This window comes from Pseudomonas sp. B21-017 (assembly GCF_024749245.1).
Classification (GTDB): domain Bacteria; phylum Pseudomonadota; class Gammaproteobacteria; order Pseudomonadales; family Pseudomonadaceae; genus Aquipseudomonas.
Window position 1 is genome coordinate 3,069,257 of the sequence record NZ_CP087194.1, and the last position, 13,110, is coordinate 3,082,366.

The 13,110-nt window shown below is 61.9% G+C and carries 11 protein-coding genes; 6 read left to right on the forward strand and 5 right to left on the reverse strand.

Translation table 11 applies throughout. The annotated features are described in order from the left end of the window. Window positions 1-3 precede the first annotated feature (3 nt). From LOY28_RS13910 to LOY28_RS13935, 6 genes are all read left to right on the forward strand, one after another. Complete coding sequence (locus tag LOY28_RS13910; protein ID WP_258614301.1) at window positions 4-1,020, forward strand: AraC family transcriptional regulator; 1,017 nt, start codon at window positions 4-6, stop codon at window positions 1,018-1,020. Between the two features lie 168 nt (window positions 1,021-1,188). Next, window positions 1,189-2,853, forward strand: coding sequence for an AMP-binding protein (locus LOY28_RS13915; protein ID WP_018929128.1), 1,665 nt, complete (start codon window positions 1,189-1,191; stop codon window positions 2,851-2,853). Between the two features lie 16 nt (window positions 2,854-2,869). After that, window positions 2,870-3,631 (forward strand): SDR family NAD(P)-dependent oxidoreductase, encoded by a 762-nt coding sequence (locus LOY28_RS13920; RefSeq protein WP_018929129.1) that lies wholly within the window; start codon window positions 2,870-2,872, stop codon window positions 3,629-3,631. Between the two features lie 12 nt (window positions 3,632-3,643). Continuing rightward, on the forward strand, window positions 3,644-4,837 hold the full coding sequence (locus LOY28_RS13925) for an acetyl-CoA C-acyltransferase (RefSeq protein ID WP_018929130.1): 1,194 nt from the start codon (window positions 3,644-3,646) through the stop codon (window positions 4,835-4,837). A 180-nt stretch (window positions 4,838-5,017) separates the two neighbouring features. Continuing rightward, window positions 5,018-6,145, forward strand: coding sequence for an acyl-CoA dehydrogenase (locus tag LOY28_RS13930; protein WP_019649660.1), 1,128 nt, complete (start codon window positions 5,018-5,020; stop codon window positions 6,143-6,145). A 30-nt stretch (window positions 6,146-6,175) separates the two neighbouring features. Further along, window positions 6,176-6,949, forward strand: coding sequence for an enoyl-CoA hydratase (locus LOY28_RS13935; protein WP_019649661.1), 774 nt, complete (start codon window positions 6,176-6,178; stop codon window positions 6,947-6,949). A gap of 108 nt (window positions 6,950-7,057) precedes the next feature. On the opposite strand, the gene LOY28_RS13940 is transcribed toward LOY28_RS13935, so the two are convergent. The 5 genes from LOY28_RS13940 to LOY28_RS13960 form a co-directional block, all read right to left on the reverse strand. Continuing rightward, a complete protein-coding gene (locus LOY28_RS13940; protein ID WP_018929133.1) occupies window positions 7,058-8,209 on the reverse strand; it encodes an acyl-CoA dehydrogenase family protein in 1,152 nt (383 codons plus the stop codon). A gap of 3 nt (window positions 8,210-8,212) precedes the next feature. After that, window positions 8,213-9,319: an enoyl-CoA hydratase/isomerase family protein gene (locus LOY28_RS13945; RefSeq protein WP_192379116.1), complete on the reverse strand. Its 1,107-nt coding sequence runs from the start codon at window positions 9,317-9,319 to the stop codon at window positions 8,213-8,215. Window positions 9,320-9,664: 345 nt separating this feature from the next. Next, the gene (locus LOY28_RS13950) at window positions 9,665-10,360 is read right to left on the reverse strand and encodes an HPP family protein (protein ID WP_086944471.1); all 696 of its coding nucleotides are present in this window, start codon (window positions 10,358-10,360) and stop codon (window positions 9,665-9,667) included. A gap of 160 nt (window positions 10,361-10,520) precedes the next feature. Continuing rightward, window positions 10,521-11,699: an MFS transporter gene (locus LOY28_RS13955; RefSeq protein ID WP_258614302.1), complete on the reverse strand. Its 1,179-nt coding sequence runs from the start codon at window positions 11,697-11,699 to the stop codon at window positions 10,521-10,523. A 55-nt stretch (window positions 11,700-11,754) separates the two neighbouring features. Then, a complete protein-coding gene (locus tag LOY28_RS13960; RefSeq protein WP_258614303.1) occupies window positions 11,755-13,098 on the reverse strand; it encodes an MmgE/PrpD family protein in 1,344 nt (447 codons plus the stop codon). Window positions 13,099-13,110 lie beyond the last annotated feature (12 nt).

Sequence of the window (13,110 nt, forward strand, 5' to 3'; positions counted from 1 at the left end):
TCAATGTCGGAAAAAGACACCATCGCCATTCAACTGGTGCGTGAAGCACTGTTGCAAAGTTGCGCCCCTGGCGCTGCCACCGCAGAGGTGTTGAACAAGGTCGGCATCGATCCGGCGCTGCTGGACAGCACCGACGCCCGTGTCCCGGCCGCCGCCTATGCGCGCCTGTGGCGTTTGCTGGCCCGGCGTGGGGACGATGAGTTTTTTGGCATGGACCCACGCAAGCTCAAGTCCGGCAGCCTGGAGTTTCTCTGTCGCTGCTCCATGGTTCAGCCGAGCCTGGCCGCCGGGCTGACCTCGGGCCTGAGCTTTCTGTCGTTGATGCTCGAACGCCTGCCCGCACAACTGGTTCGCCAGCAAAGCCTGGCGGAAATCGTCCTGCTGGAGGAGGACGAAGAACCACGCCGCGCCTTCACCTATTTCACTTACTGGATGATCGTGCACGGCGTTGCTTGCTGGCTGGCGGGGCGGCGGATTCCGATCCTGGCCATCGAGTTGCGTTGCCCGGAGCCGGATTTTTGCGATGACTATCGGGTGATGTTTTCCGAGAACCTGCGATTCGACCGGCCGCGTACGCGGATGATTTTCTCCGCCGATTGCCTGGATTTGCCGATCAAGCGCAGCGCTGAAGAGCTCAAGCGCTTTCTGGCCCATGCGCCGGCGAACATTCTGGTCAAGTACCGCGACCCTGAGAGCCTGGCCAGCCGGATCAAGCACGATCTGCGGCAATTGCCCGCCGAGCGCTGGCCGGAAACCGAAGCGCTGGCGCAGCAACTGTGCATGTCGGCCTCAACGTTGCGCCGCCGCCTGGCCGAAGAAGGGCAGACGTATCAGGGGCTCAAGGACAGCGTGCGCAAGGAACTGGCCATCGTCTGGCTGGCCGAACCGGCCATCAGCTTCGCTGAAATCGCTACCCGTTTGGGGTTTGCCGATGCCAGCTCGTTCTACAAGGCGTTTCGCAAATGGTCGGGGTCCAATCCTGGGCATTATCGGAGTTTGATTCTTAACGAGGCGGACTGATCCGGATCCTGGGGGGCTGACGCCATCGCGGGCACGCCCTCGAACCTTGGCCAAACCAGTCACACAACTTGATAGCTTTGACCATTGTCCCGCTCCCCGCGCAGAGCGAGTATTTCCCTGTTGATTACGGTTCCCCCAACCTAATAAAAATACAGAGGGATTCTGGCAATGCGCGATTACTTGTCTGCTACGTCACAGTTCAATTATCAGCACACCGTCGATGCCGCGCTCACAGGGTCGTTGACCGCGCTCAACGCCTGCGTCGAGTGTTGCGACCGGCATGCCTTGCCGGGGCGCATTGCGCTGTTCTGGGAAGGCCGCGACGGTAGCAGCGCGACCTATACTTTCAGCGACTTGCAGGACAAGGCCGCGCGTTTCGCCAACTTTCTGGTGGCCCAGGGCGTGAAGAAGGGCGACAAGGTCGCAGGCCTGCTGCCCCGCAACTTCGAATTGCTGATCACCGTGTTTGCCGCCTGGCGTATCGGGGCGGTTTATCAGCCGCTGTTCACCGCCTTTGGCCCCAAAGCCATCGAACACCGTCTGAACAGTTCCGGCGCCAAAGTGGTGGTCACCGATGCGGTCAATCGCCCGAAACTGGCTGAAGTGGCCGACTGCCCGACCATCGTCACCGTCGGCGGCGCGAAAGGCCAAGGTATTGTTCGGGGTGATTTCAGTTTCTGGGCGGAACTGGCCAACTACTCCAGCATCTGCGAACCGGTATTGCTGACCGGCGAAGACCCGTTCCTGCTGATGTTCACCTCGGGCACTACCGGCCCGTCGAAAGCGCTGTCGGTGCCGCTCAAGGCCATCGTTGCGTTCCAGAGTTACACCCGCGACGCTGTAGACCTGCGCCCCGAGGACGCCTTCTGGAACGTCGCCGATCCGGGTTGGGCCTACGGTATTTATTTCGGTGTCACCGGGCCGATGGCGATGGGGCATCCGATCACCTTTTACGATGGCCCGTTCACCCTGGAAAGTACCTGCCGGGTGATCAACAAATACGGGATTACCAACCTCACTGGCTCACCGACCGCCTATCGCTTGCTGATTGCCGGTGGCGATGAATTCGCCCGTTCGATCAAGGGCAAGCTGCGCATCGTCAGCAGCGCCGGCGAGCCGCTGAATCCGGAAGTGATCCGCTGGTTTGCCGACAACCTCGGTGTGGTGATTCACGACCATTACGGCCAGACCGAACTGGGCATGGTGCTGTGCAATCACCATGGCCTGGAACATCCGATCCACATGGGCGCCGCCGGTTTTGCCTCGCCGGGCCACCGTATCGTGGTGCTGGATGAGGAATACAAAGAACTCGGCGTTGGCCAGCCAGGAATCCTGGCCATTGACCGTACCCAGTCGCCGATGTGCTGGTTCGGTGGTTACGAAGGCGTACCGACCAAAGCGTTCGTCGGCAATTATTACCTGAGCGGCGACACCGTCGAGTGGAACCCGGACGGCAGCATCAGCTTCGTCGGCCGCAGCGACGACGTGATTACCACCTCGGGCTACCGCGTCGGCCCGTTCGACGTGGAAAGCGCGCTGATCGAACACCCGGCGGTGGTCGAGGCGGCGGTGATCGGCAAGCCCGACCCGGAGCGCACCGAACTGGTGAAAGCCTTCGTCGTGCTCAGCCCGCAATACCGCGCCGAGCCTGCGCTGGCCGAAGAACTGCGGCAACACGTGCGCAAGCGTCTGGCGGCGCACTCGTACCCCCGTGAAATCGAATTTGTCAGCGAATTGCCGAAAACCCCAAGCGGCAAATTGCAGCGCTTTATCTTGCGCAACCAGGAAATCGCCAAGGCTCAAGAGGCCGCCGCGAAGAACGTTTCAGCTTGAATCCAAGGAAACAATGATGCAGATCGAAAACAAGGTTTTTCTCGTCACCGGCGGTGCTTCCGGCCTCGGTGCCGCCACTGCTGAAATGCTGGTGGCGGCCGGCGCCAAGGTGATGTTGGTGGACATGAATGCCGAAGCCGTTGCGGCGCAGGCGGCACGTCTCGGCGCGCAAAGCGTGGTAGCCGACATCAGCAATGAAGCGGCGGCCGAAGCGGCGGTGCAGGCGACGGTCAAAGCGTTTGGCGGCCTCAATGGCCTGGTCAATTGCGCCGGCATCGTGCGTGGCGAGAAGATCCTCGGCAAGACCGGACCCCATGCGTTGGCCAGTTTCAGCCAGGTGATCAACGTCAACCTGATCGGCAGCTTCAACATGTTGCGCCTGGCTGCGGCGGCGATTGCCGAGACCGAAGCCGATGCAGACGGCGAGCGCGGGGTGATCATCAACACCGCATCGGTGGCGGCCTTCGATGGTCAGATTGGCCAGGCCGCGTATTCGGCGTCCAAAGGCGCGATTGCCAGCCTGACCTTGCCTGCCGCCCGTGAGCTGGCGCGTTTCGGCATCCGCGTGATGACCATCGCACCGGGCATTTTCGAAACGCCGATGATGGCCGGCATGACCCCGGAAGTACGTGATTCACTGGCCGCTGGGGTGCCGTTTCCGCCACGCCTGGGCAAGCCGAGCGAGTACGCCGCGTTGGCCAGGCATATCATAGAAAACAGCATGCTCAACGGTGAGGTGATCCGTCTCGACGGTGCCTTGCGCATGGCCGCCAAATAAGGAGTATTTGTCATGACATTGTCCAACGATCCGATTGTTATTGTCAGCGCCGTCCGCACCCCGATGGGCGGTTTCCAGGGCGAACTGAAAAGCCTGACCGCACCGCAACTGGGCGCTGCTGCGATTCGTGCCGCGGTCGAACGCGCCGGTATCGCCCCTGAATCCGTCGAAGAAGTGCTGTTCGGCTGCGTGCTCTCCGCCGGCCTCGGCCAGGCCCCGGCGCGGCAAGCGGCACTGGGCGCCGGGTTGGATAAATCGACCCGCTGCACGACGCTGAACAAAATGTGCGGCTCGGGCATGGAAGCGACGATCCTGGCCCACGACATGCTGATCGCCGGCAGCGCCGACGTGGTGGTCGCTGGCGGCATGGAAAGCATGTCCAACGCGCCGTACCTGCTGGACCGCGCCCGCAGCGGTTACCGCATGGGCCATGGCCAGGTGCTCGATCACATGTTCCTCGATGGTCTCGAAGACGCCTACGACAAGGGCCGCCTGATGGGCACCTTTGCCGAGGATTGCGCCGAGACCAATGGCTTCAGCCGTGAAGATCAGGACGCGTTTGCCATCGCGTCGACCACCCGCGCCCAACAGGCGATCGAGGAAGGTAGTTTTAACGCCGAGATCGTGCCGCTCACCGTGACGGTCGGCAAACAGCAAGTGCTGATCAGCCACGACGAACAACCGCCGAAAGCCAAACTGGACAAGATCGCTTCGCTGAAACCGGCGTTCCGCGAGGGCGGCACGGTGACGGCGGCCAACTCCAGTTCGATTTCCGACGGCGCGGCGGCACTGGTGCTGATGCGCCGTTCCGAAGCCGAGAAACAAGGCTTGAAACCACTGGCAGTGATTCATGGCCACGCGGCGTTCGCCGACACCCCGGGGCTGTTCCCGGTGGCACCGGTGGGTGCGATCAAGAAGTTGATGAAGAAAACCGGCTGGTCACTGGACGAAGTCGAGTTGTTTGAAGTCAACGAAGCTTTTGCCGTGGTGAGCCTGGTGACCATGACCAAGCTGGAAATCTCCCACGAGAAGATCAACGTCCACGGCGGTGCCTGTGCCTTGGGCCACCCGATTGGTGCATCCGGCGCGCGGATCCTCGTCACCTTGCTCTCGGCCCTGCGCCAGAAAGGCCTGAAACGTGGCGTTGCAGCGATCTGCATCGGTGGCGGCGAAGCGACGGCCATGGCCGTTGAATGCCTGTACTGAGGCTAATGAGGCGCAACCTGTGTGTGGGTTTTATGTGGCGAGGGAGCTTGCTCCCGCTGGGTCGCGAAGCGGCCCCAAAAGCTTTGCGACTGCTGCGCAGTCGAACGGGAGCAAGCTCCCTCGCCACACAAGCCCGCTCCCACAGGTCTTGCGTTTCAACTTGATTTTTAAGGAATTGGCATGATCCCCAACGACGAACAACTTCAGATCAGCGACGCGGCCCGGCAGTTTGCCCAGGAACGGCTGAAACCGTTCGCCGCCGAATGGGACCGCGAACATCGCTTCCCCAAGGAAGCCATCAGCGAGATGGCTGACCTGGGCTTCTTCGGCATGCTGGTGCCGGAGCAGTGGGGCGGTTGTGACACCGGATACCTGGCTTACGCCATGGCCCTGGAAGAAATCGCTGCCGGCGACGGCGCCTGCTCGACCATCATGAGCGTGCACAACTCGGTGGGTTGCGTGCCGATCCTCAAGTTCGGCAACGACGACCAGAAAGAACGTTTCCTCAAACCGCTGGCCGGCGGCGCGATGCTCGGTGCGTTTGCGCTGACCGAACCGCAAGCCGGCTCCGATGCCAGCAGCCTGAAAACCCGTGCCCGGCTGGAAGGCGATCACTACGTGCTCAACGGCTGCAAGCAGTTCATCACTTCCGGGCAAAACGCCGGGGTGGTGATTGTGTTTGCGGTGACTGACCCGAGTGCCGGCAAACGCGGGATCACCGCGCTGATCGTGCCCACCGATTCGCCGGGCTATAAAGTCGCGCGGGTCGAAGACAAGCTCGGCCAGCACGCCTCTGATACCTGCCAGATCCTCTTCGAGGATGTGAAAGTGCCGGTGGCCAATCGACTGGGTGAGGAGGGCGAAGGCTACAAGATCGCCCTGGCTAACCTCGAAGGCGGACGTGTCGGCATCGCCTCGCAATCGGTGGGCATGGCCCGCGCCGCATTCGAAGCGGCCCGCGACTACGCCCGCGAACGCGAGAGCTTCGGCAAGCCGATCATCGAGCACCAGGCGGTAGCGTTCCGCCTGGCCGACATGGCCACCCAGATCGCCGTGGCCCGGCAGATGGTGCATTACGCGGCGGCATTGCGCGACAGCGGCAAACCGGCGCTGGTCGAAGCGTCGATGGCAAAACTGTTCGCCTCGGAAATGGCCGAAAAGGTTTGTTCCTCGGCGTTGCAAACCCTTGGCGGTTACGGTTACCTGAACGACTTCCCGCTGGAGCGGATCTACCGCGACGTGCGGGTGTGCCAGATCTACGAAGGCACCAGCGACATTCAGCGCATGGTCATTTCGCGCAATCTTTGAGAAGGAGTCCCGTCTGTGAGCAATAAAGAGCTGAACTACGAAACGATTTTGCTGGAAACCCACGGCCGTGTCGGCCTGATCACCCTCAACCGTCCGCAAGCCTTGAACGCGTTGAATGCCCAAATCGTCAGTGAACTGAACCACGCCCTCGATGGCCTGGAAGCCGATTCGAACATCGGTTGCATCGTGTTGACCGGCTCGAAAAAAGCCTTCGCCGCCGGTGCCGATATCAAGGAAATGGCCGAGCTGACTTACCCGCAGATCTACCTCGATGATCTGTTCAGCGACAGCGATCGCGTGGCTAACCGCCGCAAGCCGATCATTGCCGCGGTCAACGGTTTCGCCTTGGGCGGTGGCTGTGAACTGGCGCTGATGTGCGACTTCATCCTGGCCGGCGACAATGCAAAATTCGGCCAACCGGAAATCAACCTCGGCGTATTGCCGGGCATGGGCGGCACCCAGCGCCTGACCCGCGCCGTGGGCAAGGCCAAGGCCATGGAAATGTGCTTGAGCGGGCGCTTGATCGATGCGGTGGAAGCCGAGCGTTGCGGGATCGTGGCGCGCATCGTGCCGGCGGATGATCTGGTGGACGAAGCGCTGAAAGTCGCGGCGCTGATTGCGAAGAAATCACTGCCGATTGCGATGATGATCAAGGAAAGCGTCAACCGCGCTTTTGAAGTCAGCCTGTCCGAAGGCGTGCGTTTTGAGCGCCGGGTGTTCCATGCGGCGTTTGCCACGCAGGATCAGAAGGAAGGGATGGCGGCGTTTATTGCCAAGCGTGAGGCCGAATTCCAAGGCAAGTGATGTAGCGTTCTCACGGACGTATTCGCGGGCAAGTCGGATCGCCGCACCGCTCGCGCCTACAGAGGATATGCATTCCCCTGTAGGAGCGAGGCTTGCCCGCGAAGCTTTTTAGATCAGGTAGTTCTTGAGTTCCCGGGCAATCACCATCCGCTGTATCTCGCTCGACCCTTCATAAATCTGCGTGATCCGCGCATCCCGGTAGTAACGCTCCACCGGGTAGTCCTCCAGATACCCATACCCGCCATGAATCTGAATCGCCGACGAGCAGACTTTCTCCGCAATCTCCGAAGCAAACAGCTTGGCCTGTGAAGCCTCCGACAGACACGGCTTGCCGGCACTGCGCAAGCGCGCGGCGTGCAGGATCAACAGGCGCGCGGCGTTCAGTCGGGTCTGCATGTCGGCCAGCATATTGGCGATGCTCTGGTGTTCGATGATCGGCTTGTCGAACTGCACCCGATCCCGCGCGTAAGCCAGCGCCGCTTCGAACGCCGCACGGGCGATGCCCAGGGCTTGCGCAGCGATGCCGATGCGGCCGCCTTCGAGGTTGGAGAGGGCGATGGCCAGGCCTTTGCCGCGTTCACCCAGCAAATTGGCTTCAGGGACGGTGCAGTTGTTCAGGGTGACGGCGCAGGTGTCGGAAGCGCGGATGCCCATCTTGTGTTCACTGCGGTCGACGATGAACCCCGCTGTTTCGGTCGGCACCAGGAATGCCGAGATGCCACGCTTGCCCAACTCCGGATCAGTCACGGCGAAAACGATTGCCAGCTTCGCCCGTTTGCCGTTGCTGACGAATTGCTTGGCGCCGTTGATCACCCACTGGCCGTCGCGCAGTTCGGCGCGGGTGCGCAGGTTATGGGCTTCGGAACCGGCTTGCGGTTCGGTCAGGCAGAAGCAACCGATGGCCTGGCCGCTGGCGAGGTCCGGCAGCCATTGCTGTTTTTGCTCTTCGGTGCCGTAGTTCAGCACCGGCCCGCAGCCGACAGAGTTGTGGATGCTCATCAGCGCGCCGGTGGCGCCGTCACCGGCGGAAATCTCTTCCACCGCCAGCGCGTAGGCCACGTAGTCGACATAGGTGCCGCCCCATTCCTCGGGCACCACCATGCCCAGCAGACCCAGTTCCCCCATCTTCGCCACCAGACCGTCATCGATCCAGCCGGCCTTTTCCCAGGCTTGTGCGTGGGGCGCGATTTCGCCGCGGGCAAAATCCCGGGCCATGTCGCGGATCATCACTTGTTCTTCGCTCAATTCGATATCGTGCATGGCTCAGCTCCCGCTCTGGTCAAACCCGGTGAAAAAACTCGCGACGTGCTCGGCGTCCAGCGCCTGCAAGGTCGGCGGGTTCCAGCGCGGGTTCTTGTCTTTGTCGATCAGCAAGGCGCGCACGCCTTCGATCAGGTCGCCGCGTTCGAACCACTGGCGATCCAGGTGCAGTTCGAGGGCGAAGCACTGTTCCAGGCTCAGGTGCCGACCGCGCCGCAGCATTTCCAGAGTCACGCCCATGGCCAGCGGTGAACGGCTTTCCAGCAAGTCGGCGGTGGCCATGGCCCACTCATGGCTGTCGGCGACGGTCACTGCACGCAGTTGTTCCACCATACTCGGCACATCGGGCAGGGCGAAGAAGTGGTCGATGACCGGCCGCAGCGCCGCCAGCGGCGCTGCCGGCAGTTGCTGCACGGCGAGTTTCGCCAGCGCGCCTTGCAGGTCCTTGAGCGGGGTGTCGTGCCATTCCAGATGGTCGAGTCGCTCGTCCAGCTCGCCCAGGCTGGCGCTCTCCAGATACCAGTCGGCCAGGCCGCAATAGAGCGCATCGGCGGCGCGGATCTGCACGCCGCTGACGCCGAGATAGATGCCCAGCTCACCGGGAATGCGCGGCAGGAAGTAGCTGCCGCCGACGTCCGGGAAATAACCGATGGCCACTTCCGGCATCGCCAGACGGCTACGCTCGGTGACCACTCGCAAATCGGCGCCTTGCACCAGCCCCATGCCGCCGCCCAGGACAAAGCCGTCCATCAAGGCCAGGACCGGTTTGCGGTAGTGATGGATCGTGAGGTCGAGGGCGTATTCCTCGACGAAGAAATCTTCGTGCAGCGTGTCGCCGCTTTTGAAGCTGTCGTACAGCGAGCGGATATCGCCGCCGGCACAGAAGGCTTTCTCGCCAGCACCGCGCAACACCACCGCATGCACCTGCGGATCCTGTGCCCAGGCATCGAGTTGCTGTTGCAGGCTGCGGACCATGTCCAGGGTAATGGCGTTGAGGCCGGCGGGGCGGTTGAGGGTCAGGTGACCGATGTGATTGCGAACCTCGGCCAACACTTCGTTTTGCGTGGCATCCATGGACGGTGTCCCCGGGGATGAAACCTGAGCAGTCATCACTAACTCCCTGCTTTTATTGTTCTTTATAGAGAAGCTCGCGCGCGAGCGATGCAGGATCGTAACAGTGCAAATTTGCCCTGTACAACCGAGATACGTGCAGGTTCTTTCTGCATTTTTACCTTAGTGCAAAATCAAAAGATCGCAGCCTTCGGCAGCCTGACTCCGTTTTGAATCAACCTTGAATTTGTGGCGAGGGGGCTTGTCGGATCGCCGCACCGTCCCGTTCGACTGCGTAGCAGTCGCAGATAAGGGCAATGAGCTATGCCTGGAAAAATTCGTTAGCAGGTTTTGGGGCCGCTTCGCGACCCAACGGGGGCAAGCCCCCTCGCCACAAAGATGCCTTTAGGTTCTGCTGCTCAGCACTTCACCGATACTGCGGCGCTTGGCATGCAATTCACTGGCATGAATCAACTGCTCGAGGTCTTCAGGGGTGACGTCGTAGAAGGCCTCCATGTCGGCGAGTGCCCGTCGCAGATCTTCGGCGGTGATCGCCTGGCTGTCGGCCGCGGGCATAAGCGGGGCCGGTTCGGCGGGACGCTTGGGGTAACGAATGCGCGTGAAGTTGTTGTACGCCAACGCGCTGAGCAGCATCGTCGAGCCACTGAGCATTACCGGGCCGAGGGCTTTCCAGTCCATGGCGATGGTCGCCGGGTCTGCCAGCACCATCAGCAGCGCCAGCGCCCCGGCGGGTGGGTGCAGGCAACGCAGCCAGCACATCAGAATCAGCGCCATGCCCGCCGCGAGGCAGGCGCTGCCGAGGGTGCGGCCGAGTACGTGAGCGACCAGCAGCGAGATCACCCCCGCGCAAAGGTAACCGCCAAGAATCGACCACGGCTGGGCCAGCGCACCCGAGGACACGGCGAACAGTAATACCGCCGACGCGCCCAACGGACCTATCAGATGCAGCGCCACGTCGATGCCGAACACCTGGCCGCACACCCAGACACTGAACATCGTCCCCATGGCCATGCCGATGGCGGCACGGCTCCATTCGGAGGGGCGGGTGTTGATGGCGGCGGGCAACCAGTGAGCGAGCATGACGAACATCGATCCTTTGACAAAAACCAGGGCAAAAAAAAGGCTTGTCCGGATACCCGGAAAGCCCTTGAAGTGGTTCCAACTATTGGGGGAGGAACGGCGCACAGTGTGCCGGTCATTACCGATACTGACAAATTCATATTAATGCAGCTTCAATGCATTATTTTTGCAGTATCGCGACGCGTCGACCGCTCATGAAACAGAGAAAACCGCCCATCGCCGTCAACGCGCTCAGGGCGTAGAACATGGTGGGCGCGGGCGTGTGCATCAGCAAGAAGCCGCAGATCACCGGGCTCAGCGCACCACCGAGGGCTGCGAGGTTCTGCGCGCCGTAGTAGCTGCCGCGCAGTTCTTCCGGGGCCAGGGTGTCGACGAAGAGGAATTCGGCCGGGTAAATGATCATTTCGCCGAGGGTGAAAATGAACATTGCGATGCACCAGCTCACCAGGCCGTCGGCCAGGCTGAAACCGATCAAGCCGAGGATGAACAGGCTGCTGCCGCCGACAATCCAGTAACGCAGTTGTTCGCGTTTGAGAAACCGGCCGATCTGGTATTGCAGCAGGATCACGCTGATGGCGTTGCAGGCGAGCAGGGCGGCCATGGTTTCCAGCGCTCGTTTGGAGTCGTGGGTCACCAGCAGGTATTGCGACAGGTACAAGGTAAAACGACCGTGGACCACGGTGCTGAGCAGGCAGCCGCAGGTGAACATGATCAGCGTGCGGTCGTTTTTCAGGGTGACCAGGGTTTTGAGAAAGCTTTGGGGCTGGCCGATGGCGGGTATCTGGGCCGGGTCCTTGGGAATGCCGCTCATCAGGAAAATGCTGAAGAACGCGATGCCGCCGGCGATCAGGAACGGGGCAATCGGGTACACGCCGGCGATCACCACACCGAGCATCGGGCCGGTGGCGTAGCCGATGTTGGTCAGGGTGTAGCGCAGCGAAAAGGCCTTGGCGCGCTGACCCATGGGCAGGTTTTCGCTGAGAATCGCCTTGGACCCGATCAGAAACAGCGCCGAGGCGGTTTCGGTGATCACCAGGGTGGCGGTGGTCAGGTAGAGGTTTTCGGCAAAGGTCAGCAGCACGAAGCCGATGGCACTGGACAGCATGGCGAGGATCAACAGACGACGCTTTTCGAGGCGGTCGATGATGTAACCGCCATAGAGCGCGAGCAGGGTGGCGATAAACACCGCGATGCCCAGCAACAGGCCAACGTCCTGTTGGTTGAGGCCGAGCTTGGTGCTCAGGAACAGCGTGAGCAACGGGCTGGTGATGGCGCGACTGACGACGATGGTCAGCGAGCAGATCATCAGCCGGCGGATAACGAGGGAGTAAGTGGCCACGGTGGGGTAAATGTCCTTATTCAGATTCTGTGGTGTTCGACGCGCGACGCCAGGCTCAACTCAGCCACCGATCAAGTGCCCGAACCGACTCCAGTTCTTCCAGCCGCCACAACTGCTCCAGCAGCTCTTTTGCCTGCTGCAGCGGTATCACCCGTCCGGCCAGGCTGAAGAATTTTTCCTCCAGCGCCGCATCGCTCAGCGGATTGCCCGGCGCCCCCAACGGCACCTCAACGCACAGGCTCGCTTGCCGACCGTCCACGGTCCGCACGCTGACGACAGGCTCGCCATCCTCGGACAGATGCGGGTCGACTTCAAGGCGAATACGCGACATCCAGTGCGCAATCCGCGGGTGGCGGCGCTGTTCATCGTCGTAGGCTTCCAATCGGCAATGCCCATGGAGCAGCCGGGCCGCCAGGGCATAACGCAGGCTCATCTGCGCCGCCGGCAACGTGCTGACGTCCTGGCCACCGCACATGTCTTGAAGGAATCCGCACAGCGATACCTGAACGTCCTCGACCTGCTCGGCGCTGACCTGCAATTGATCGAGCAACAGGCCCAATGCGTCGATCGCCGAATGGGTCCCACGGCAAGCCGCATAGGGCTTGATCGAGCAGCGCGCGAGTTTCCATACGTGGCCCAGTTCGGCGTCCAACGCCTCGGGCGCGGCGGTGTCCGCCGCGAGCGTCCTGAGGAAACCGCCCCAGACGTCGTCGAACAGTTTTGTCGGCCCGGTGATGCCTTGTTGAGCAAACCGCGCGGCCAGCAATCCACCTTCGGCGGCGCGTCCGCTGTGGAGTCTTTTGCTTTGCGAGCCGTCATGGATAAACGCCCACAGACCACCACTGAAGCTGCCGGCGATGCCCAGTGCCGATAAGGTTTGTTGCGCATCCAGCCCCAGAATCCGTGCACTGGCCGCCGCCGCGCCAAACACTCCGCACGTCGCCGTGGAGTGCCAACCGGCGCCGTTATGGGCCGAGTAACTGCCGCAGGCTTCGAGCACCCGACGGCCGATTTCGTAGCCGATCACCACGGCAGTGATCAGTTCGCGGCCGTCTACTGGCTTCGTTGACATCGACAGCGCCGCCATCACCGCCGGCAGCACCACCGCGCCGGAATGGTCGCAGCCGCCGGTATCGTCCAGCTCCAGGGCATGCGCGGCGATGCCGTTGAGCATGGCGGCTTGCGCCGCGCCGACTCGCTGACCGGTGCCCCAGACCAACGTGCTGCCGGCTTCTCCCTTGAACACCTGACGCGCCTGTCTGGCGACATCGCTGCCGGCTCCGGCCAGGGCTGCGCCGAAGGTGTCGAGAATGTGTCGCTTGGCTTGCTCCACCAACGCGGCAGGTAACTCTTCGAAACGGGTATCGACGCAGAACTGCGCCAGCCGCGCCATTCGCATAACCCCATCCTG

Bases quoted from the DNA above. Each gene is read 5' to 3' on its own strand.
- LOY28_RS13910 (WP_258614301.1), top strand. From the start codon at position 4: ATGTCGGAAAAAGACACCATCGCCATTCAACTGGTGCGTGAAGCACTG.
- LOY28_RS13915 (WP_018929128.1), top strand. From the start codon at position 1,189: ATGCGCGATTACTTGTCTGCTACGTCACAGTTCAATTATCAGCACACC.
- LOY28_RS13920 (WP_018929129.1), top strand. From the start codon at position 2,870: ATGCAGATCGAAAACAAGGTTTTTCTCGTCACCGGCGGTGCTTCCGGC.
- LOY28_RS13925 (WP_018929130.1), top strand. From the start codon at position 3,644: ATGACATTGTCCAACGATCCGATTGTTATTGTCAGCGCCGTCCGCACC.
- LOY28_RS13930 (WP_019649660.1), top strand. From the start codon at position 5,018: ATGATCCCCAACGACGAACAACTTCAGATCAGCGACGCGGCCCGGCAG.
- LOY28_RS13940 (WP_018929133.1), bottom strand. From the start codon at position 8,209: ATGCACGATATCGAATTGAGCGAAGAACAAGTGATGATCCGCGACATG.
- LOY28_RS13945 (WP_192379116.1), bottom strand. From the start codon at position 9,319: ATGACTGCTCAGGTTTCATCCCCGGGGACACCGTCCATGGATGCCACG.
- LOY28_RS13950 (WP_086944471.1), bottom strand. From the start codon at position 10,360: ATGCTCGCTCACTGGTTGCCCGCCGCCATCAACACCCGCCCCTCCGAA.
- LOY28_RS13960 (WP_258614303.1), bottom strand. From the start codon at position 13,098: ATGCGAATGGCGCGGCTGGCGCAGTTCTGCGTCGATACCCGTTTCGAA.